24 protein-coding genes are annotated in these 22,251 nt (G+C 37.4%); 8 read left to right on the forward strand and 16 right to left on the reverse strand.

Translation table 11 applies throughout. The annotated features are described in order from the left end of the window. Positions 1-9: 9 nt before the first annotated feature. Together AC5YGI_RS04365 and AC5YGI_RS04370 are read left to right on the forward strand one after the other, a co-directional pair. A complete protein-coding gene (locus tag AC5YGI_RS04365) occupies positions 10-576 on the forward strand; it encodes a hypothetical protein (RefSeq protein ID WP_330747224.1) in 567 nt (188 codons plus the stop codon). Between the two features lie 6 nt (positions 577-582). Further along, complete coding sequence (locus tag AC5YGI_RS04370) at positions 583-2,706, forward strand: cation:proton antiporter (protein WP_227942038.1); 2,124 nt, start codon at positions 583-585, stop codon at positions 2,704-2,706. 287 nt (positions 2,707-2,993) lie between these two features. Here AC5YGI_RS04370 and AC5YGI_RS04375 read toward each other — a convergent pair whose 3' ends face one another. Together AC5YGI_RS04375 and AC5YGI_RS04380 are read right to left on the reverse strand one after the other, a co-directional pair. Then, on the reverse strand, positions 2,994-4,106 hold the full coding sequence (locus AC5YGI_RS04375; RefSeq protein ID WP_137905721.1) for a 5-(carboxyamino)imidazole ribonucleotide synthase: 1,113 nt from the start codon (positions 4,104-4,106) through the stop codon (positions 2,994-2,996). Between the two features lie 24 nt (positions 4,107-4,130). After that, on the reverse strand, positions 4,131-4,682 hold the full coding sequence (locus AC5YGI_RS04380) for a DUF1543 domain-containing protein (RefSeq protein ID WP_496167613.1): 552 nt from the start codon (positions 4,680-4,682) through the stop codon (positions 4,131-4,133). 97 nt (positions 4,683-4,779) lie between these two features. On the opposite strand from AC5YGI_RS04380, the gene AC5YGI_RS04385 reads away from it, so the two are divergent. Both AC5YGI_RS04385 and AC5YGI_RS04390 read left to right on the forward strand, forming a co-directional pair. Next, on the forward strand, positions 4,780-5,610 hold the full coding sequence (locus AC5YGI_RS04385) for a sulfite exporter TauE/SafE family protein (RefSeq protein ID WP_076597404.1): 831 nt from the start codon (positions 4,780-4,782) through the stop codon (positions 5,608-5,610). After that, complete coding sequence (locus AC5YGI_RS04390) at positions 5,610-5,993, forward strand: DUF1634 domain-containing protein (RefSeq protein WP_309421921.1); 384 nt, start codon at positions 5,610-5,612, stop codon at positions 5,991-5,993. Before AC5YGI_RS04385 ends, AC5YGI_RS04390 begins: the two co-directional genes overlap by 1 nt. A 4-nt stretch (positions 5,994-5,997) precedes the next feature. Here AC5YGI_RS04390 and gloA2 read toward each other — a convergent pair whose 3' ends face one another. Together gloA2 and AC5YGI_RS04400 are read right to left on the reverse strand one after the other, a co-directional pair. Next, positions 5,998-6,375, reverse strand: a complete 378-nt coding sequence (gene gloA2 / locus AC5YGI_RS04395) for an SMU1112c/YaeR family gloxylase I-like metalloprotein (protein ID WP_330747227.1) — start codon at positions 6,373-6,375, stop codon at positions 5,998-6,000. 33 nt (positions 6,376-6,408) lie between these two features. Next, entirely contained in the window at positions 6,409-6,849 is a 441-nt protein-coding gene (locus AC5YGI_RS04400; protein WP_330747229.1) for a nuclear transport factor 2 family protein, read from the reverse strand. Positions 6,850-6,999: 150 nt separating this feature from the next. Between AC5YGI_RS04400 and AC5YGI_RS04405 the strand changes: the two genes are divergently transcribed. Beyond that, complete coding sequence (locus tag AC5YGI_RS04405) at positions 7,000-8,040, forward strand: endonuclease/exonuclease/phosphatase family protein (protein WP_496167615.1); 1,041 nt, start codon at positions 7,000-7,002, stop codon at positions 8,038-8,040. Positions 8,041-8,082: 42 nt separating this feature from the next. On the opposite strand, the gene AC5YGI_RS04410 is transcribed toward AC5YGI_RS04405, so the two are convergent. The 10 genes from AC5YGI_RS04410 to AC5YGI_RS04455 all read right to left on the reverse strand — a co-directional run bounded on the left by AC5YGI_RS04410 (position 8,083) and on the right by AC5YGI_RS04455 (position 18,009). Then, complete coding sequence (locus AC5YGI_RS04410; RefSeq protein ID WP_496167616.1) at positions 8,083-9,141, reverse strand: diphosphomevalonate decarboxylase; 1,059 nt, start codon at positions 9,139-9,141, stop codon at positions 8,083-8,085. A 126-nt stretch (positions 9,142-9,267) separates the two neighbouring features. Further along, positions 9,268-11,034, reverse strand: a complete 1,767-nt coding sequence (locus tag AC5YGI_RS04415) for an AMP-dependent synthetase/ligase (RefSeq protein ID WP_496167617.1) — start codon at positions 11,032-11,034, stop codon at positions 9,268-9,270. Then, complete coding sequence (locus AC5YGI_RS04420) at positions 11,031-12,044, reverse strand: NAD-dependent epimerase/dehydratase family protein (RefSeq protein ID WP_330747233.1); 1,014 nt, start codon at positions 12,042-12,044, stop codon at positions 11,031-11,033. The genes AC5YGI_RS04415 and AC5YGI_RS04420 overlap by 4 nt, the downstream gene beginning before the upstream one ends. A gap of 258 nt (positions 12,045-12,302) precedes the next feature. Next, positions 12,303-13,307, reverse strand: a complete 1,005-nt coding sequence (locus AC5YGI_RS04425) for an MvdD family ATP-grasp ribosomal peptide maturase (protein WP_227944392.1) — start codon at positions 13,305-13,307, stop codon at positions 12,303-12,305. After that, the gene (locus AC5YGI_RS04430) at positions 13,300-14,256 is read right to left on the reverse strand and encodes an MvdC family ATP-grasp ribosomal peptide maturase (protein WP_496167618.1); all 957 of its coding nucleotides are present in this window, start codon (positions 14,254-14,256) and stop codon (positions 13,300-13,302) included. The genes AC5YGI_RS04425 and AC5YGI_RS04430 overlap by 8 nt, the downstream gene beginning before the upstream one ends. A gap of 73 nt (positions 14,257-14,329) precedes the next feature. Beyond that, positions 14,330-14,554 carry a microviridin/marinostatin family tricyclic proteinase inhibitor gene (locus AC5YGI_RS04435; RefSeq protein WP_110010111.1) on the reverse strand — a complete coding sequence of 75 codons (225 nt, stop codon included), beginning with the start codon at positions 14,552-14,554 and terminating at the stop codon, positions 14,330-14,332. Positions 14,555-14,604: 50 nt separating this feature from the next. Next, on the reverse strand, positions 14,605-14,841 hold the full coding sequence (locus tag AC5YGI_RS04440; protein WP_227944394.1) for a microviridin/marinostatin family tricyclic proteinase inhibitor: 237 nt from the start codon (positions 14,839-14,841) through the stop codon (positions 14,605-14,607). A gap of 116 nt (positions 14,842-14,957) precedes the next feature. Then, on the reverse strand, positions 14,958-15,737 hold the full coding sequence (locus tag AC5YGI_RS04445) for an alpha/beta fold hydrolase (RefSeq protein WP_454511834.1): 780 nt from the start codon (positions 15,735-15,737) through the stop codon (positions 14,958-14,960). Positions 15,738-15,860: 123 nt separating this feature from the next. Continuing rightward, positions 15,861-16,580, reverse strand: a complete 720-nt coding sequence (locus AC5YGI_RS04450; protein WP_330747237.1) for a pyridoxine 5'-phosphate synthase — start codon at positions 16,578-16,580, stop codon at positions 15,861-15,863. A gap of 160 nt (positions 16,581-16,740) precedes the next feature. Continuing rightward, a complete protein-coding gene (locus AC5YGI_RS04455) occupies positions 16,741-18,009 on the reverse strand; it encodes a mechanosensitive ion channel family protein (RefSeq protein ID WP_496167620.1) in 1,269 nt (422 codons plus the stop codon). Between the two features lie 272 nt (positions 18,010-18,281). On the opposite strand from AC5YGI_RS04455, the gene AC5YGI_RS04460 reads away from it, so the two are divergent. The 3 genes from AC5YGI_RS04460 to AC5YGI_RS04470 all read left to right on the forward strand — a co-directional run bounded on the left by AC5YGI_RS04460 (position 18,282) and on the right by AC5YGI_RS04470 (position 20,566). After that, positions 18,282-19,469 (forward strand): carboxypeptidase-like regulatory domain-containing protein, encoded by a 1,188-nt coding sequence (locus tag AC5YGI_RS04460; protein ID WP_330747239.1) that lies wholly within the window; start codon positions 18,282-18,284, stop codon positions 19,467-19,469. A 79-nt stretch (positions 19,470-19,548) separates the two neighbouring features. Then, complete coding sequence (locus tag AC5YGI_RS04465) at positions 19,549-20,040, forward strand: DUF456 domain-containing protein (protein ID WP_330747240.1); 492 nt, start codon at positions 19,549-19,551, stop codon at positions 20,038-20,040. A gap of 16 nt (positions 20,041-20,056) precedes the next feature. Continuing rightward, the gene (locus tag AC5YGI_RS04470) at positions 20,057-20,566 is read left to right on the forward strand and encodes a hypothetical protein (protein ID WP_330747241.1); all 510 of its coding nucleotides are present in this window, start codon (positions 20,057-20,059) and stop codon (positions 20,564-20,566) included. Here the strand turns inward: AC5YGI_RS04470 and AC5YGI_RS04475 are convergent. After that, complete coding sequence (locus AC5YGI_RS04475) at positions 20,553-21,194, reverse strand: uracil-DNA glycosylase (RefSeq protein ID WP_227942919.1); 642 nt, start codon at positions 21,192-21,194, stop codon at positions 20,553-20,555. The genes AC5YGI_RS04470 and AC5YGI_RS04475 overlap by 14 nt on opposite strands. A 36-nt stretch (positions 21,195-21,230) precedes the next feature. Next, on the reverse strand, positions 21,231-22,235 hold the full coding sequence (locus AC5YGI_RS04480; RefSeq protein ID WP_330747242.1) for an acyltransferase family protein: 1,005 nt from the start codon (positions 22,233-22,235) through the stop codon (positions 21,231-21,233). Between the last annotated feature and the right edge of the window lie 16 nt (positions 22,236-22,251).

Raw genomic sequence — 22,251 nt, forward strand, 5'->3', positions numbered from 1 at the left:
TGATACAATATGCTGAAAAACACATTTTTTTTATTGCTGGCTGCCTCTTTTCTATTGGTAAGCTGTGATTACAAAGAGAAGGAAAAGAACCTGACAGACAGGGAAAAACAATTATTAGAGAAAGAAAAAATATTCGCAAAAAAAGAATCCGAATATCAGTCTCTGCTGAAAATGAGAGACAGTATTTTTGCGAAAAAAGATTCTGTAGTGATCACCGCTGCATGGCCTGCAGAAATTTCCGGACCCTGGAACGGTAAAGTAATCTGTACAGAATCCAACTGCAGCGAGTATGCAGTAGGTGACCAGCGTACCGATATCTGGGAATTTGATAATGATTCTACCCAGCCTATTACCAAAATCATCAACAACAATAATCTGGTAAGGCTTTACACCGGCAAGTTTGAAAACAATGAGATCAGACTGTCTTTCAAAACAGATTCTACAGCCAAAAAGAATGTAGAAATGAGCGTTCTTCTTAATGATATTTCGGACAACAAGATCAAAGGAACAAGAACCATCACATCAGATGGCTGTACCGCCAAGTTCTCTGTTGAGTTAGTACGTTCCACAAAATAAACACTTATGATTTTACTGAGTATACACAACCTGAGCCTTCCTATAGAAGATCCGGTACTGAAGTTCCTGTTGGTACTGGTCATCATCCTCGCAGCTCCATTGCTGCTTAATAAAATTAAAGTTCCTCATCTCCTGGGACTGATCATTGCCGGAGCGATTATTGGTCCGAACGGATTCAATGTTTTATCCAGAGACAGCAGTATTGTAGTAACCGGAACCACCGGACTTCTTTACATTATGTTTCTGGCAGGTCTTGAGATCGACATGGGGGATTTTAAAAAGAATAAATGGAAAAGTCTCACCTTTGGTATCTATACCTTTACAGTTCCTTTTGTACTGGGATATCTGGGAGGATATTATATTTTACACTTCTCTATGCTGACTTCCATTCTGTTTGCCAGTCTTTTTTCGTCTCACACGCTTATCGCTTATCCATTGGTGAGTAAGTTGGGAATCGCGAAAAATAAAGCAGTTAACATCACCGTTGGCGGTACGATGATCACAGATATTCTTGCCCTATTGGTACTTGCTGTGATTGTGGGAATGTCTCAAGGTGATGTGGGAACAGAATTCTGGGTTAAATTATCGGTCTCTTTTGTCGTTTTTGCCCTTATTGTACTTATTGTATTCCCTATTATAGGACGATGGTTTTTCAAAAGAGTGGATGATAAAATTTCGCAGTATATCTTTGTACTGGTTATGATTTATCTGGCTGCTATGCTAGCTGAACTGGCTGGTGTAGAAGCTATCATCGGAGCATTCTTTGCCGGACTGGCGTTAAACAGACTTATCCCTCACACTTCTTCTTTGATGAACAGGGTTGAGTTTGTAGGAAATGCCATATTTATCCCGTTCTTTTTGATCAGTGTAGGAATGCTGATTGATTTTAAAGTTTTCTTTAAAAGCTGGGAAACACTTGAAGTTGCCGGAATTATGCTGGTTGCCTCTATCGGAGGAAAATACCTTTCTGCGGTTGCCACTCAGAAAACATTCAGGCTGACCAAAGAGGAAGGAAAACTGATCTTCGGATTAAGCTCTGCTTCCGCAGCAGCAACACTGGCTTCCGTAATGGTTGGATATAACATCATCCTCTCCGAAACTGAAACCGGAGAACCTGTAAGATTATTAAACGAACACGTACTGAACGGAAGTATTCTCCTTATCCTGATTTCATGTACCATCTCTTCATTTATTTCCATGGCGAGCGCTCAGAAAATTGCTGAGAGTGATAACGAAGATACTGTTTCCGGAAATACCCATGAAGAAGAAAATATTCTCTTAGCCATCAACCATGAAGCCACTGTTGAGAGAATGGTGAATCTGGGAATTCTGATCAAAGCACATTCTAATACAGAAGATCTTTTTGCTTTGAATGTCATCAACGAAGACAAAAATGAATCTTCGGTAAAGAATGCGGAGAAACTTCTACACCAGGCAGCAGATGCAGCCGCGGCAGCAGATGTAAAATTACAGGCTTTAAAAAGATATGACAATGATGTCATCAACGGGGTCAATAATGTGATTAAAGAACAGAAAATAACGGATCTTATCATTGGATTGGAAGACGAAAAAGGATTCTCCCCTTCTTTTGTATATAATCTTTATAACGGTTATCTTCAGAATGATGATGTGAATGTACTGGTTTACCATGCTGCACAACCGCTTTCCACCATTAAGAAATATGCAGTGATGATTCCCGAGAATGCTCATCAGGAAGCAGGATTCTTCCATGCATTGCTGAGGGTATGGAATATTGCCAGAAATTCCGGTGCTACAGTTGTTTTTTATGCTCCTGAAAACATTATTGATATTCTTCAAAAAATCATAAAGAAAGCCAATATAGAAGCTGAATTCATTATTATGAGCACATGGCAGGACGGAGAAAGAACCGCAGCACAGCTGAAAGATGATGAAGCCTTGATTATTCTGATGGCCAAACGCGGTATGAAGTCATATATTCCAAGAATGAGACTGATCCCTGAGCTGTTGAACAGGAATCTGAAAGACAATAATTACCTTTTGATCTTCCCTTTCTCGGAGTATGACAAAAACAGCCCGGAAATACGTTCTGTAGGAAATCACGGGGATTTTGTGGAGATTGGAAATGTGATTCAGAAGATTTTTAAATAAGAGATTGGACGCTGGAAGAGGGATGATGGAGGTTATCGATGTGTGAATATCGTTTTTTTCATCAATAAACAATTCAATAATCAATAGCATCGGGCTTTAGCCCGATGTGAACAATCGAAATAAAATTGGCTTTAGCCGAAACCTAAAATTAAGTTTCGGCTAAAGCCAATTGAATCTGTGATTATTTGTAAACGGGCTAAAGCCCGTTCCTATTGAATGAGTTCAAAAATAAAAGGGAGCTGTTTTAACTTTAAAAACAGCTCCCTTTTATTTATCTTACACTGATATTACTCCGCAATTACTCTCACCATTCCTTTTACCTGTACAAGCTTTTCCATAAGCTCTTCTCTGGAATCTGCAAGAACGTTGATATGTCCCATTTTTCTTCCCGGTTTGGTTTCTGTTTTTCCGTATAAGTGGATGTACGTTTCAGGAAGTTTAAGAACATCTTCCATTCCTTCATAGACTACTTTTCCGGCATATCCTTCCGCTCCAACCAGGTTCAGCATTCCGCTGTAAGTGATAGCATCAGTATCCGCTAAAGGTAAGTTTTTCACCACGCGGTACATTTGCTCAAATTGGGAATTGGTATTTCCTTCCTGACTCTGGTGTCCTGAATTGTGCAGCCTTGGAGCAGTTTCATTTACCCATACTTTTCCTTCTTTATCAAGGAATAATTCGATGGCAAATAATCCCGGAGAGTTCACTGCAGCCAGAAATTTTTCTGTAATGGAATCAATCTGGTTCTGAACATCTTCCGTCAGAAGAACCGGACATACATTGAAGTCCAGAAGATTCAGTTTTGGATCAGCTACCATTTCCGTTACCGGAAAAATATTGGTTTCTCCTTTTTCATTTCTTGCGACAATGACAGAAAGTTCTTTTTCAATATCTACTAGGCTTTCAATGACAGAAGCTTCGGTCCACAGATGCTGATAATCTTCTTCTGTTTTAATCACCTGTACTCCTTTTCCGTCATATCCTCCTGTATTCATCTTCTGAACAAATGGCAATGGCATAATGATCTTCTCATCACTGTTCCATACCACCTGAAATTCCGGACTTGGAATATCATGAGCTTTATAAAATTCTTTCTGAAGGATTTTTTGCTGAATTGTTTTGATAATATTGGCATTAGGAACCACTTTTATTCCCTGCTTTTCTAGTTCTGCCAGTGCATCAGCATTTACGTGTTCTATTTCAATGGTTACAACATCTTTATCTTTTCCGAAGTTTAAAACCGTATCATAATCATTGAAATTTCCCTGTGTAAAATACGAGATATTATGACATGGCGCATCAGAAGCCGGATCCAGAGTATAAAACTCATCATCATACTTCAATGCACTTTGTATTAACATTCTTCCCAGCTGTCCGCCTCCCAGAATTCCTATTTTCATTTTTTATTTTTATTAGATTTACTCTTATTGAATTTTATCGATTTTTAAATAGCCAAGTCCCATTGGGTTCTCCTGATTTTCTTCATCAGACTTATGAAGAACGATAGAATATTTTTCTTTCATGGAGGCAGGAAGGATATCACTTACATTGAAAATATCATCAATATCCACTCCATGCTTATCATCAATATGGCTTACAGCACCTTCAAACCCCATTGTCTGATAGAATCCGGTAGCTTTTGCTCTTTTCACAATTTCACCCATAGACTGCCCTACCATTAAATGCTGCTCATGAAATTCTTCAAAGAAACCAGGTTTGTAGCCGCCTAAATTCAGAAAAAATAATTGATCTTCTGAAGATTTCTCTCCCTTTTCTACAATCTCCACCTTGTACCCGTCCGCAAATTTCACTTCCTGATAACAGTCCAGGTGAATTTTTCCTTCTGCTTCCTTCCAGAAGTCTTTCATATCGGGAACCAGATCCTTAAGACTTTCCGCGATTCCGAAGAAAACATCGTGTTGTTCAATATTTCTTCCTTTGGGTGTTGCCCCGAGGATGACATAAAATAATTTCATTACATTTTTCATGCATACAAAAATACGTTAAATTTATCTTTTTCAAATGTTTGGCAGACTATCACAATAATTTTATATTTGTAGTATTATTTGTAGTATGTCAGAAATCATCATACTCTTCCTTGGCGCAATTTCGGCGGGTCTTTTAGGTTCACTTACGGGTTTAGGAGGAGGAGTTATCATCATTCCTTTATTAACGCTGGGATTCGGCGTTCCAATGCATTACGCTATCGGTGCTTCACTTATTTCTGTGATCGGGACCTCTTCCGGTGCGGCTGTAGCCTTTGTAAAAGAAGGTTTTACCAATATGAGAATCGGAATGTTTCTCGAAATAGCTACCACAGCAGGTGCTATTATTGGAGCCCTTGTTTCAGGAATGCTTAACCCCAATACAATCGGAATTATTTTCGCAAGTATTCTTCTTTTAACCGTTATTTTAAATCTTAAAGGGAAACCTGATCACCAGGAACCTTTGGTAAAAGGAAGTCTGGAGGAAAAACTGAAATTGTACGGAACATTTCCTGATAAAGGAGTACTGAAAAGCTATTCTGCAAGAAATACAGTTCCCGGATTTTTGATGATGATGTTTGCAGGAGCCATGTCCGGACTTCTGGGAATAGGTTCCGGTGCATTGAAAGTATTGGCGATGGACAATATGATGAAGCTTCCTTTCAAAGTATCTACAACCACCAGTAATTTTATGATCGGAGTAACGGCAGTAGCCAGTGCCCTGATCTATTTCCAGAGAGGTGAGATTATTCCTGTCATTGTAGCACCAGTATTGATTGGTGTTGTTATCGGAAGTTTTATCGGCTCAAAAACCCTGATGGTATCGAAGACCAAAAAATTAAAAGTATTTTTTGCCATCGTGATTACCATTCTTTCTATTTATATGATGTATAACGGTATCAACAAAAGTTTCAGATAATGAAAAAGAATTTTACAGATGTAGATCTGAACCGTTCGGTAGGAAATCTTCTGAGACTGGGTGTTATTCTGTCTGTGGCTACATCATTGATCGGTTTTATCAAGTTATTTTTCGAAGGTTTTAAAATGCCTGAAAAATATACCAGCCTTGTGGTAGGTACTTCTTCTGAAAAAGTATGGGGTCATTTTTGGGATTCCCTGTGCAAAGGAGAAGGAATGGCTATTATTCAGCTGGGTATTCTTTTGCTGATCTTCACTCCTCTTATGAGAATTGTTTTCGCTTTAATAGGTTATTTAAAAGAAAAAGACTACGTATATGTAGTCATTTCTTCTATTGTTTTAGCGATTATGGCGGTGAGTTTCTTTGCAGGTTACGCGCACTAATTTTTTATATTTCATAAAACTCTAACGGCAGCTGGTCTGGATCCTGGGTAAAGAAAAATTCTTTTCCGGTGAATTCGTCTATGCGGATTTCTTCACAGATTAATCCTTTTTCTACCAGTTCATTTCGTTTTTCAGTGACATTTTCTACCGAGAAAGCGAGATGCCTTAAACCACATGCTTCGGGACGTGACGGACGTTGGGGAGGATCGGGAAAGGAAAACAGCTCAATCACATAATGATCTCCTATAGCAAGATCAAGTTTATAAGACTGTCTTTCTTCACGGTATACTTCACGGATGATATGCAGATCTAAAATTTCCGTATAAAACTTTTTTGAAACGGCATAATCTGAACAGATGATGGCAATATGGTGAATCTTCATTTTTATTTTAACCTGATTTTCAATTGAACTTTATTATTGTATTTCTTTACAGTTATCCTTTCTTCTCGTATCAATAATATACTGGATCTTCCATTCATTATTCTGCTTTACCAGCTGAAAACTATTGGCTCCGCAGTGTGATAATTTTCCTTTTAAATAAAAAGAATAAGGGGTAAACACAGTTGCAAGATTTCCATCTGTATGAATGGCTTCCACTATAATTCTTTCATCCAGATCTCCTTTTGTAAATTTTGAAACCGAAGTGATGAAATCCGAAATACCATCACTTTTTACAGTACCGTCTTTTGTGATGGTTTGAAGTACTGCACTCTCTGCAAAAGCGGATTTTACCAACTCAGGATCTGCATTTTTCATACCAAGGAACAGGTTTCGGATAGGTTTTTCAATATCTGTATTCTGCTGGCCGAAGCACGAAATACTAATCAGAACAAGAAATGCCATTATTTTATTCATAGTATAGATTTAGATAATTAAAAATAGATAAAATAAAAATTAAATTGATTAACAAATTTTAAAATTCATTTTCCTTAAATTGTAACCCAATTATATCAGAGCTATTATATGTGGATTATTTATCTGATTCTGGCCATACTTCTTATGGTCATGACAATACTGCCGAAAATTCAGCATTCCCACTGGATATTCAGAGTTCCTGAATTTGCCAAAATACAGGTTACCTACCTTATCTTCTTTACTTTCGTATTAGGCTTTTTCACAGACTCTACAGAATATTTCTGGTATTATCAGGGGCTTCTGCTGGTCATGTTTATTCATCACGGTCAAACACTCATTAAATACACCCACTTTTATCCTGTAAAAAAACACAGACAACTTCACAGGTCTTCTGATAAACTGCATTTTATTTCGGCCAATGTCTATCAGTTCAATAAAGAGTATGAGAAATTCATAGGGCTTGTTAAAAAACATAACCCTGATTTTTTCATGACGATGGAAAGCAACAGTGACTGGGAGAAAGCAATGAGACCTCTGGAAAAAGAATATTCCTACCAACACAAAGTAACTCTTGAAAATACCTATGGGATGCATTTTTATTCAAGAGTTGAGATTAAGGAAGCGAAAACCCATTATTTCGTTGCTGATGACATCCCGAGCATTGAGATCCATATGAAAACCCCTGATGGTTTTTCTTTTGTTTTCTTTGGAGTTCATCCGCCGCCGCCAAGTCCTACGGAAGAAGAAACATCAAAGGAAAGAGACGGCGATCTTCTAAGTACAGCCAAGCGTGTAAAAGATATCAAAAAACCTGTTATTGTCGTAGGAGACTTCAATAATGTTGCCTGGTCGAGATCATCTGTCTTGTTCAGAAAAACAAGCCACCTGATAGATCCCAGAATCGGGCATTCTTTCGTTTCTACTTTTCATGCCAAATACCGTCTTTTAAGATTCCCTATCGATCTGATGTTTCACAGTGAGGATATTTTTATCCAACAGCTGAAGACATTGGAAAATTTTGGGTCAGACCACCTTCCGGTATACTGCGAGTTTTTCATAGATCATCACAACGATGAACAGGAAGAACTGATAGAAACGGCAACTGCTGAAGAGAAAGCAGAGGCTGAAATCATGATCGAGGAAGGAAAGAAAGAAGATGGAGAACGGGAAACGGTTGTTACTGAGGATTAAAAAAGTGGGCTAAAGCCCACTTCTATTGAATATTTATTCTTATTAAAATTTCATTATATCCTTCACTACTCCATTCTTTTGAGTGTGTTGTAATAATTCAGCTTCTATGAAGGTTTTAATCTGTTCTTCAGATCCGTTATTCGGGAATAGAAGGTGAACATTAGCTCCTGCATCCAGTGTAAAGAATAGAGGAAGTTCTGTTTCTCTTCTGAAGTCCCAGATTTTATTAATGACTTCCAAAGTACCTGTTTTCATCAGGATAAAAGCAGGATCACTCATCATCATCATGGCATGTAATGTAAGTGCTTCGTGTTCTACCAGTTTGATAAAACGTTCCATATCTCCGTTTTTCAGGATCTCTTTCATGGGAACAAAGTTTTCCCTTGCTTCCTGAAATCTTCTTTCTGCATAAGGATTCGTCTTCATCAGGCCGTGTCCTACTGTTGAAGAAACACTTTTCTGCCCTTCATGGATTAACAGAACCCAATCATTAAAATTTTTGAATACTTCATGAATTTCAGCATCGGGATACTGTACTCCGAACAAATCTGAACTTCCTTCTACCTCATCGGTTTCACCCCACACTACAAGTCCGTTATACAAGCTCCGGCATGCGCTTCCACTTCCCAATCTTGCCAGGAATGAAGCTTTTCTCAAAGATTCTTCTCCAGACGTTTTTCCTGTAAACGAAGCATCCAACTCCATCAGACATTTTGCAATCGCTCCAAATCCAGAAGCCGAACTTGCAATCCCGGAACTATGCGGAAATGTATTCTCTGTTCTGATGATATATTTTCCTTTCAGAATCCATGGAAGATACTGTTCTATATTTCTGAAATATTTTTCAATTTTTTCGGCAAACTTCACTTCTTCATTTCCAGCCAGAAAAGTTTGTACTGAAAAAGGTTCATTCGCAGTAAATTCCATTGAAGTATTGGTCTTACAATGGTTTAACGTGTAGCTGATGCTTGGGTTAGCAGGAATCTGATCAGCATATTTTCCCCAGTATTTAATCAGGGCAATATTGGACGGACAGCTTTCCGAAACCGTTTGGGTATGAATGGTGAAATTTTCTTTTCCTATAAAATCCTGTGTTGTCATAGTTTACTTTAAGTCATTATTTTGAACCACCCCGTCAAAAATTCTTTGAATTTTCGCCACCCCTCCAAAAGAGGGGAATTTTCACGTCTTCAATTGTAATTGACGTGAAAAGGGAGATTAAAATTTTTAATACATCTTCTCTATAATATCCGCATATTTTTTGATCACCACATTTCTTTTGACTTTCAGGGTGGGAGTAATTTCTCCTGTGTTGATATCAAATTCTGCCGGCATTAACGTGAATTTCTTCACTTTTTCATAATCTGCCAGGTGGCTTTGTAATTCTTTGATTTTCTCTTTGTAAAGATCGATTACTTTCTCATTTTTTACAGCACCTTCCCAATTGGTAAAAGGAATATTATTTTTCTTAATATAGTCCTGTAAAAATTCGAAATTAGGAACGATCAGTGCTGAAACAAACTGTCTTCCTTCCGCAATCAGCATAATCTGCTGGATAAAATTATTATTGGTCAGAAGGTTTTCGATCTGTTGCGGAGCAATATATTTTCCGTTGGAAGTTTTCATCAGGTCCTTAATTCTGTCTGTGATGATCAGATTTCCTTTCTCATCAAACTTTCCGGCATCACCGGTTTTGAACCATCCGTCTTCTGTGAATACTTTCTGGGTTTCTTCAGGTTTATTGTAGTAGCCTTTCATGATTCCGTTCCCTCTGGCCTGGATCTCATCATTTTCTCCGATACGCATTTCTACTCCCGGAAGAGGCTTTCCACTGGTTCCATGCTCAAAGTGAGTTAATGGGAAAAGGGTCAATGTTGCCGTAGTTTCCGTTAATCCATATCCAACAGTTACGTGAATGCCCACTGACTCAAAGAAACGGGTTACTTCAGGTGATAACGAAGCTCCACCACAAGGTAAAAACCAAAGTCTGCCACCCATTTTATTTTTAATTTTACTGAAAACCAGCATATCAGCTATAGATTCTTTGAATTTTAATCCAAAAGGAACCGGCCTTTCATTTCTTCTTAATTCTGCGGTTTCCCATCCGGTTTTAAGCGCCCAGTCAAAGATTTTCTTTTTCAGAGCTGAACCTTCTTCCGCTTTTTCAAGAACTCCGGCATATACTTTCTGGAAAAATCTTGGTACGGCACACATGGCGGTAGGTTTTACTTCTTCCAGTGCTTTGGCAACATTTTTCGGATCTTCAAGGAAATACACACGGGCACCACCGTACAAACAAAGTAAACTCCAGCTTCTTTCAAATACATGGCTTAAAGGTAAGAATGCCAATGAAAGTTCTTCTTCAAAGTTTTTAAACTTAAAAAATTCAAAGTGTGAGTCGAATGCTTTGATGAAATTTCCGTGGGTAAGCATTACTCCTTTTGGAATTCCGGTAGTTCCGGAAGTATAGATCAATGTGGCCGTATCATCATTTTCTTTCTTACAGATCTCCAGCTCGGGTGAAGCTTTTGCAATGAAATCTTCAAGATAAAAACTGTTGAATTCTTTCTTGATCCAAACTGCTTTTTTGGAAACAATAATCGTTTCCAGGTTATTTTCTTCTTTATGTAAAAACTCAAGACAGGCATCGTACTGCATCTGGTTTCCTACCAAAACGGCTTTAGCACCGGAATCGTTGATGATATGTTCTGCCTGTTCAGCATTATTCGTGGAATAAATGGGTACTGTAACTGCCCCGATAGCCATTGAAGCCAGATCCATGATCATCCATTCTGATGAGTTGTCTGAATAAATCCCGACTCTGTCATTCTCCTGAACACCGGATTCTTTTAAAGCATTGGCTGTTTTAAAAATAATTTCACTGAATTTTTTCCAGCTCAGCTCTTTCCAGGCATCTTTCTTTTTAAATCCGATGGCCGCTTTTATAGGATGTTTTTCTACATTTTTAAGGATAATTGCCTCTGCAAGATTCATTTCTTCAGCTTTTTGTCGTTAATATAATTGTTCAGGTGAAAGTCTATACTTTCTTTTACGGGAATAAACTGATAGTTCAGTTTTTCTCTGACTTTGTGATTGGAAATGGTGTTGAATGAAGAGATGGCCTCAATATTTGATTGGGTTACCATCCTTAGTTTGGGAATCAGCCATCCAAAAAGGGTGTTGGCTATTCTTCCGATATTGAGTACAGATTGTGAAAGAATTCTCGCATCTTTAAGTCCCAGGCGGGTTCTTACCTGTTTGGCAAGGTCTGCATATCTGTTATTTTCAGCAACAATAATAAAGCGTTCTCCGAAAAGGTTATTTTCCATTAATCCTATAGCCGTATTGGCTACATCCCTTACATCAACATACGCAGAGCCTCCTGAAAAGGTAAAGCTATTGTCTTCAAAGGTTGAGAAAAGCTCACCGCTGCTTTGGTTCCAGTTTCCGCTTCCTACGATCATGCCGGGATTAATGATCACCACATTCAGTCCTTCTGCAGAGGCTCTCCATGCCTCCATTTCGGATAAATGCTTGGAGATGGCGTAGGCAGAATGTTCCAGTTTTGGATTAAAGTCAGAATCTTCATCCAGTTCTCCTTTTTCATTAAAATTATCAAGAACGGCAACAGAACTTACATGAAGGAATTTTTTAACGTCGGATCCTTCACAGGCAAACAAAAGATTTTCCGTACCTTTAATATTGGTATGGTACATTTCTTTTTCATCTTTTGGATGAAAACTTACTTTGGCAGCACAGTGATACACCTCATCTACGCCTTGCAGTGCAGTTTTTAAAGAATCGAGATCATCAAAATCTACGTTTACCCATTCAATTTTATTGAAAAAATCGTCAGGATTCTCCGTATAAAAGCTGTATGAATGCTTTACTTCGTTTAAATTGCTGCCCGGCCGTTTGGAAGCACGTACATTTTTCCCTCTTTTAAGAAGTTCCAGTACAATTATTCTTCCCAGAATTCCGGTAGCCCCCGTTACAAAAATCATTAATTATTTTACTTGATTGCTGACTAAAATATAACAATATTTTCTATCCGGCAATGCTTCCGGATCGGTAAAAATTATTTGGAAAAACCGTTTTTGCAAATTTGCGATTTTTAAAGCATAATTCAACTTAATTTAACCAATATTATCATTCCGAATACCACAAACCTGAAAATTTAAATCACAAAAGGGTATCCAACTGAAAAGTCCTGAAAGAATTGACAACTTTCAGGACTTTTTATATTTAAAATTCTTTATTGCTTACGCCATTACCTCATTATTTCTTCTTGGCGCTTTATCGCAGAGAACATCTGCAATGCTTTTGGAAATAAGGTTTCCTTCTGTAAGATTATCCAGCCAGAAGAACTCTCCTGCCGCATTGATCTCGATAAAATAATATTCGTCTTCAGGGGAAACAATCATATCTATGGCTCCATAATCTACATTATAAGTATCAAGCAGTTCAAGCAGTTTTGCTTCTACATCTGCCGGAAGTTCTGTTCTGCTCCATTTATCAATCAAATTAACACCGTCTTTTCTCCAGTCTATTTTGGCATCTTCAGACTGCTGGGAATCTATTTCGAATGCGTAAACGTCTCTTCCCACAATGGTAATACGAAGTTCTTTTTTCTTCTGAATCATCTGCTGAAACTGCATCGGACAATACAGCAATGAATCCAGTTCTTCCAGTTTATCTTCGCCAACAACATTGGTAAACACTACATTTTCTACCCCATCTTCATAAATGGCAAAACCTGTCTGCATTTTAGCCACTACATTCTGATGTTTTACAATAAACTTCCTTGCTTCATCAGGATTATTGGTAAGACAGGTTGCCGGAATGGTGAGACCTAATTTATCTGCAATTTTCAATTGTTCTTCCTTGCTGTCGAGTCTTCTGTAAACACTTGGTTTTCCCAGAGAATAAGCATCCACAGATTCGAAGAAACCAAAAAGAGTATTTCTGATTTCTCCCATAGCCGCACCGTAAAATTTAGAGTCCATTTCTTCCTTTAATCCTTTTCCGATATTGTAAGCTCTTCTGTACCATATGGCAGAAATATCATCCAAACGATGTTTTGTTTCAGGCGTTTCAAGGTAACTTACCCATTCTCCATCCTGGAAAATAGTGGATAGTTTGTTTTGTAATGGATAAACGTCTACATCAAAGCGAATGACTTCACAATTATTTTTTTCAATGTATTCTGTTACTTTCTCAATGGAAAAGTTATCTGCGGTATGGGTAATTATTAAAATTTTATTCATGGAAATTAATTCTTTTGATAAGGTTATCGGCAATTTTTTCTGCAATGGGAAATCCCAGTTCTTTCTGAAGCATTCCCCATTCTCCCTGAGGATTGACTTCAAGGAAATAATACGCCCCGTCTCTTCCTTTGATCATATCGATCGCTCCTATATAAAGTCCCATTTCTTTCATCATGGAAGTGAGATTGGCTTTAATAGCATCAGGTAATTCGTAGGCTTCCCAGAAATATCCTTCACGGGCTACTCTCCAGTCTGCATTTTCACTGTTATTGATTTTTCCTGTGAAAAACTCACCGTCTACATACACGATTCGTAATTCATATTCTTTATCGATATAGGGTTGAAAAATCATCGGACAGTAAGCGATATCTGAAAGATGTTCCAGGGATTCTTCTTCAATAACTGTAGTGGAAATCATATTTTCCCCTGACATTGTTTTGGCAGTAACTCCGTGAAGCTTCGCTATGGCTTTTCCCTGGCAGTATTGATAGAAAAATGTCGTTATTTTTTCTTCATCATTGGAAAAAATGGTTTTGGGAATGGTTAAGTTATTTCTTTGTGCAATTTTCAGCTGAAAGATCTTATTACCGTCTATTTTTTTTTCACTTTCATAAGGGTTGATCCAGGGAATATGTTCTAAAGCTGTTATCAGGTTATACCTCAGACTTCCATATTCGTTGAGAAAGATTTTTTCATAATCCTGATCCAGTTCTTCGGGAGCACTGATCTTCCAGGCTTTTCTGTGCCATACGCCTTTGATATCATCAGAATGGATGGTATTTCCTGATTCGTCAGTCAATTCAAATGAATCTTCATGAATACTGATTTTCTGAAGATGGTTCAGGCGGTCAGAATTCAGTCTGAAAAAGGGAATATTTTTAGAGCTAAGATATTCGAAAAAGAGATCAATATTATAAAAATCCTGTGAGTGGGTAATGCAGAGAATCATTTGCCGGTTCTTTATTAAAAAGGGAAACTTACTATTTAAGTTTCCCCTATTATTTTATTGAATATTCTACTTATTATAGTGGAATAGTGATTGTATCATCATCACCGTCTGATGGATATTTCAGCGTGTGCATCATATCATCTTTTGGAGAGGTTACCGTGTCTATTGTTGGCTTTGTAATCAAATCTGTTTCAGCAAGTGTGATGTCACTTCCTCCTTTTACAGTTTCGGGATCCTTCACCTGTTTTTCCAGAAATGATGCGAAAAACGGCTTCTTCTTTGAGTTGTTGCTTTTCATAATGTTTTAGTTTTGGTTGGATTATAATTTAGCTTAATGCTTGTACATTATCATACTTCTAAAACATCCTCATCACCGTCTGAAGGATATTTCATCGTTACATTGTCATTATCAGGCGTAGTAACATTATCCTTAAGAGGAGTCGTGATCTGATCCTGCAGGGATGTAGTAATCTGATCTGCCAATACGGAAGTAATACCTCCACCTTTTACTGTTTCAGGATCTTTAACCTGTTTTTCTAAAAATGATGCAAAAAATGGCTTCTTTTTTGAATTTTTGTTTTCCATAAGTTAATATTTTTATTGTTTTTTGAAAATCCAAAGTACAAAAATTTCAACTCATGGAGAAATAATATATGTTTTTAATAAAATTTTAACATAATATTGAAAATCAAAGTATAAAATTAATTTAAACCAAGAAATTCCTTAACAACATTTGCAAAATCAACCGGATTTTCTGCCTGCACCCAGTGCCCTGCATTTTTCACCGTCACTATTTTAGCTTTAGGAAATTGCTGCTTGATACCGAATTCGTCCTGTGGCAGAATGTAATTGGATTTTGCTCCGGCGATGAACAGTGTATCACCTTCGAAAACTCCGAATTTAATGGCATTGGAGACAAATTCAGTATATTTCTCAGATAATGTTTTAAGGTTGAATCTCCAGCCCAGTTTTTTATTGTCATCCCAATACAGATTTTTCGTCAGAAACTGCACGGTAGATCTTTCGGGAATATATTGGTTCAGAACTGCTTCCACCTCGTTTCTTGAAGTTACCGTATTGAAATCAACGGTTTCCAGTGCTTTGATAATTCCCTGATGATGCGGCGGATATGCCTTAGGTGAAATATCTACAACAATCAGTTTTTCAACACGTTCAGGATATTTTATGGCAAACTGCATCACTGCTTTTCCTCCCAGAGAATGTCCTAAAACATGCGCTTTCTGAATACCATAATGATCCATATAACGGGCAATATCGTCCGCAAGATCATCGTGAGACATGTTGTCTGAGTGAAAACTTCTTCCGTGGTTTCGAAGATCGATCAGGTGTACCGGAAGGTATTCTCCCAGATCCTTTCCGAAACTTCCCCAGTTGTCGAGCATTCCGAATAGCCCGTGAAATACAAGAAGCGGCGTATTCGTTACATTTTCGCCGAATATTTTTGAGTTTAAAATTTCCATATTTTTAGAAGTTAGATGTGAGAAACTAGAAGTTAGATAAATCATGCATAATCTGTTTATGCTATTTTTAATATCATTGAAGTTGTACTAACTTCTCATCTCTAACTTCAGATTTCTTATTAATTACCATTTTGCCAGTCTCTTCAGATAAGCCTGAACTGTATTTTCCAATCCCATATAAAGTGCTTCAGAAATCAAAGCATGCCCGATAGATACTTCCAGAAGGTTCGGAATGGTATCTGAGAAATATTTCAGGTTTTCTAAGCTCAGATCATGTCCTGCATTAATTCCCAACCCGAAATTTGTCGCTTCAACAGCAGTGTCGTAATAAGGTTTTATAGCCTGTTCTTTATTGGTAAGATAGTTTTTTGCATAAGCTTCGGTGTACAGCTCTATCCTGTCTGCTCCAGTTTTGGCCGCATATTCTACAAGCTCCGGTAAAGGATCAAGGAAAACAGAAGTACGGATTCCCGCTTTTTTAAATTCTGCAATGATCTCTGTAAGGTAATCGAGATGTTTTTTGGTATCCCAGCCGGCATTAGAGGTAATGGCATCATCAGCATCCGGCACCAGCGTTACCTGCTCAGGTTTTACTTCCAATACCATATCAATAAAATCCTGATGAGGGTTTCCTTCAATATTAAACTCAGTGGTAACCAACGGCTTAAGATCATAGACATCTTTTCTTGTAATATGTCTTTCATCAGGTCTTGGATGGATGGTGATTCCCTGTCCTCCGAATTCCTGAATTTTTACAGCAGCTTCTGTCACACTTGGGGTTTCTCCTCCTCTTGCATTTCTTAACGTCGCAATTTTATTAATGTTTACGCTTAGTTTTGTCATTGTTATTTTAGATGTTAGATATGAGAAGTTAGATAACAAATTATTATTATAAGTTCCATTATACCTTCATACCATTATTAAATTTTATATTTATTATATTGCCTGACCACCAGTTGTAAAAGAGCTTAGCCTCTAACTTCTAATATCCAGTTTCTAACGTCTACACTTTCACGCTTACCTGCATCACCTGAAGTTCAAATTCTTTTGAAGCCACCAGTAAATGGTCAAAAATATCGGCCTGAATCTCCTCAAAACGTTCCCATTTGGAATCATTGGCAAAACAGTATACTTCAAGCGGAAGCCCTTGTGGGGTAATCTCCAGCTGGCGAACCATGCGGGTTCCGTTTTTATCAATATCAGGATCATTTTCAATATATTTCTGTGCATAATACCTGAAAACACCAATATTGGTAAGCTGTCTTCCATTCACAATTTTATCTTTATGCTCAAGACTTTCCTTTTCTTTTTTAATTTCTGAAGTTCTTTCTTCCAGATAATCTGAAATAAGGTTAATTTCCTTTAAGCGCTCAACATCTTCATCCGTCAGAAACTTAAAAGAATTGATATTAAAGTAGATTGATTTTTTTATTCTTCGGGTATTAGATTCAGACATCACCTGCATATTCTTGATCTCAGTGGTCATCAGATCATAGGTCGGAATTGTAGAAACCGTTTTATCAAAATTGGTGATTTTAGTCGTCAACAGGTTGATCTCCGTGATATTCCCTTCAATACTGTATTTGGGAATACTTACCCAATCCCCTACTTTTAAGTTTTTAGAAGTAGCCACATGAAGACCTGTAACAAATCCTAAAATAGTATCTCGGAAAACCAATACCAGAACAGCTGTAATAGCCCCCAGACTTCCTACAATGGTGGTTCCTTTGATCCCAAAAATCACACAAAGACCAACCACTGTAAATATAAAGAGTCCTAAAATCTTTACAGTTTCTGAAATAGCATTCAGCGCCATAATTTTGTAGAAATCCTGTTTGATGCTGAAATAATTTCTGAATGCGGTCAGCGATCTGTAGAGCATTCCTGCTAATATCAATACCAATCCAAGATTGATACATCTTATGATAAAAATGGTGGTCTTCGGGAGTGCATTTTCAGGAAATATAGATCCCTGTATCCCCGCAACCGCAGTCAAAGCAGCAAAATGGGCTACAGAATTGGTGATCTTCGACTGATAAATAGATTTTAAAATGGGAAACTTCTGCTCATTATGAAATAACCTGAATACTGAATTGATAATGAATTTAAAGATAAAATCAGTAATAAAAAACAGGACAAGAAGTAGACTCAGTTTGACAATGATATGAAAAACCCAGTCGAGCCCGGCTGGTGAAATCCGGGTAATATAGATGTAAAGCTGCTCGCTCAGCTCCTGTATAAAGTTTTTGGTTTCTTGTAACTGGTCATTCATTACAGCAAATTTATGAAATTAAGAATCATCATTTTACTATTCACAATCAATTTTCATCCCAAAAGGTATTCATCAGAAAATATTTAATAAAAATTACATACCGATTGTATTAAAAAATATTAAATCTTCTACAGCCTACCATTACAATTGAAAAATAAACCACAAATAACACATTTAAGTAAAAAAAATTAAAATAAATTTCAATTTTAATGTATTAATATTAAAATTTTTTTAAATTTGATTAAAACTAAACCCATCAAAATCAATTAAATATGAAACAAAACTACCTGTTGATCATGCTATGCAGCCTACTGCTCTTAGCTAATTGTAAAGGAGACGACTCTGCTACTCCCGAAGAAAATCCCACTAAAGTAATATCCACAGGAACAGTGGAAGGCAGAGTATTGGCAAAAAACGGGACCCAACCTATTGGAGGAGCTCTTGTATTTACTACTGACAGCCAAAGCAATATTTACCATACCTATTCCAATGCTGACGGAAGTTTCAGCTTAACAGCTCCTGAAGGCAAGACAACCCTTCACATTCAGACAGGTGACGGTAAAAATTTCAGAACAGAACTTCCTCTTACCATTAAGAAAGATGAAACAGTGACTGTAGCTGCCACAGATTCAAAATTGGATCAGATAGCAAAAATGGCTTATATAAAAGGAAGCTATGATGAAATTGAAGCCATTATAACTTCTCTCGGATATACTGCCACTGAAATTACGTATCAGGATTTAAAAAATATCAATACGATTTCCCAGTATGACATTATCTTTCTGAACTGCGGATCCCGTACTTACGCCCAAACAGGAACTTCAATGCCGAGCAATGACAACACTGTATATTCCAATCTTTCTACTTTTGTAACCAATGGTGGAAGCCTTTACAGCTCAGACTGGGCTTCGGCTTATCTGGTTGGAGGAAATACCAATACTGAAAACTGTAATGCTCCGGGAGGTTTTATCAATGATAACCTTCTTTGTCTGCAGGATACGGGCACAGCCACCACTTATATGGGCTGTAACGTTTCAAACACGGCCTTGGCAACTGCATTAGGATTTAATACCCTGGACATTCAATATGATATGGGCGCATGGGAAAAAATTCAAAACTATGATCCTTCATTCTGGGATGTTCTCGTAAAGAAAGGCAATGAACCGCTGATGATAAGAACAGGACATTATACCAATCCTTCTGCCCCACAGACTCCTGTAGGAACTTCTCTGAACAACAACCACATCACCATCTGCCATCACACAGCCAGTGGAAATAACATCACCATTACCATCAACCAGAATGCCTGGAACGCCCACCAGGCACATGGAGATACCATGGGATCCTGCACAGGAAATTCTACCAGCGGAAATATCTACTATACTACCTTCCATAACCACGCAAGCGGAAATATCGGTAAGGCAGGACCGATTCTGGAATACGTAATCTTAAATTTGTAATAAAATTTTATAACTCAGTTCTCAAAGTGGCTTTTTATAAGGCCACTTTTTTTATATTGCATCTTTAATTTTTAAAAGAATGGATACAACTATTATTAATATTTTATGCCTTATTTTATTATTTATAGGAATATTAGGAACTTTTCTTCCGGTATTGCCCGGTCTTTTGCTGAGTATCTGCGGACTGTTGATCTATAAATTCGGGACAGATGCGGATCTTCCGATGATTTATATCTGGGCCTTCGGAATTCTTACGGCAGCTTCTGTAGTGCTAAGCTACGTGATTCCGGCAAAGACCAACAGAAAATACGGAGGCACCCGTTGGGGAAGCATTGGTTCTGTTATCGGAACTATTGTCGGGATATTTATTCCGATTCCATTAGGTTTTCTGATAGGAATGTTTGCAGGGGTATTTATTGGTGAATTACTTCACGACAGTAAGGATATGAATAAGGCTTTACAATCTACCAAAGGAGCACTGATTGGATTCATTTACGGAACCGGATTCAGCTTTGTGGTAGGAGTGGCAATGTTTTTGGTAGTATTACTTGATATGTTCAACGTCATTTAATTAAATATAAGAAACTATGTTCCATAAAGTTATCATACTCAGTCTGGGAATATTTGCATTAACAGGATGCGATGCCCAAAAGAAATCCAGAATTAATACAAAATCCCCTGAAATGTCTACAGGCACAAAATCAACAAGTCCTGATAATCAGAAAGATGGTATTATCTACCTGAGTGAAGGCGAGAATAAGTTTTTAAGAGAATACCAGATGAATGTGACATTCAAAGGGGTTTCTGAAGACAGCCGTTGTCCTGAAGGAGTCAATTGTATCTGGGCGGGCGTTGCTCTTGCTCAGGTGGAAGTGATGGGAACTTCTACCCGGCCGATGATTCTGAACCTTGCCAGCGGAGATTTTCCGGCAAGAAATTACCACCAGTCGGCAGAATTTAATGGTTACACTATTACATTACAGGATATTGCTCCGTATCCGAAATCACAGGACGGGACAAAAGCACTAGCCGGAAAATATAAAATCGGAATTACAATAAAAAAAGCTGAACCATCAGCTGATTCTACCACGAAATAGGCTTCTTCCCTTTGGAAACAAGATATTCATTAATTTTTGAGAAAGGCTTGCTTCCAAAAAAACCTCTGTGCACAGAAAAAGGTGAAGGGTGTGCCGATTTCAGAATAAAATGTTTAGCCGGATCTATGAGTTCGGCTTTTTTTTGTGCAAAAGCGCCCCACAATACAAACACTACATTCTCTTTTTTATCTGAAATCTCCTTAATAATAAAGTTGGTGAATTTTTCCCAGCCAAGGTCTTTATGGGAATTGGGTGAATGAGCACGAACCGTTAAGGTAGCATTCAACAGTAAAACGCCCTGTCTTCCCCAATCATCAAGTTCTTTGGAAGTTCTTACTACGCCCAGATCATCTTTTAACTCAATAAAAATATTTTTAAGGGATGGCGGTGCGGCAACCTGTTCGGAAACAGAAAAGCATAAACCATTCGCCTGATAATCATTATGGTAAGGATCCTGCCCAATAATCACAACTTCAACATCATCAAAAGCAGTAAGTTCCAATGCTCTGAAGATCTGATTTTTTGGTGGAAAAACTTTGGTTGTTGCATATTCATTCTTCACTTTCTCCCAAAGGGTTGTAAAGTATTCCGTACTTTTTATCGGGGCTAAAATTTCTGTCCAGGTCATAGTGCAAAAATAATAATATTAAAATAAGGGCTTCCATTATACCTTAAATATCTTCACTTTTCTTTCAATCAGCATATAGGAAAAGTAAGACAGCAATAATGAAAAAGAGATTAACAATAAATTATTAAGATGATAATTATTCACAATAACAAAATCCTGTTTCTTCACCATATAATGGATAATATATAATGAGTAAGAGATATTTCCCAATAAATAAATGACTTTGGTTTCTAAAAATGCTTTTAGGTGATTTGACTTTCCTTCATAAAGGTATTTGATCATCAATGCTGATAGCAAAGGAATAAACAATAATCCTTTTTCTACAAACAACATGGATGCAAATAATATGAGAATGATATACATGATCAGATTTTCTTTCTTCATTTTAAATTGTGGTAAAAGGGCAGCCCCAATACCAAGAAAATAAGAAGAAATTGTCCTTAGAAGAGAAACAAGGCCGTATGGAAGATCAAGGTATCTTGGTGATTCTCCTACTTCCATGGGATGCTCAGAACCTATATATAAATGGCCGGGAATATAAGGAAGTGAAAACCTCAAAACCAAACTGGTAATAATTAAAATTTCGCTCCGTATTTTATACTGCAGAACAAACCATAACATAAAGGGGAATATCAGATAGCAAATCCATTCTGTGCTCAGCGACCAGTAGACAACATTCAACAGATAATCCGGATTAAAAAAACATTGTAATAAGGAAGCATTAATGAGAAATCCTGCTACAGAAGTCTTCACTAAAAACAATGCAATAAAAATAACTGATACAATATACACAGGATAAATCCTGTTGATTCTTTTTTTATAAAAAACCTCAACTCCTTTGTAGTTCAAATCCTTCAACTTTCCGGAATAGGAAACCGTCAGTAAAAAAGCGCTTAATACAAAAAAGATATCCACCGCTACATATCCTTTTCCTACTATATCCTGAATAAATTCGTTCCTGAAAAAACTAAAATGAAAAAAAGCTACCCATAATGCAACAACTCCTCTAAGCCCCGTTAAAGATTTTACTTCATTTTTCATATGTACTTTCAATCGG

Source organism: Chryseobacterium sp. CS3K3.1, from assembly GCF_059515165.1.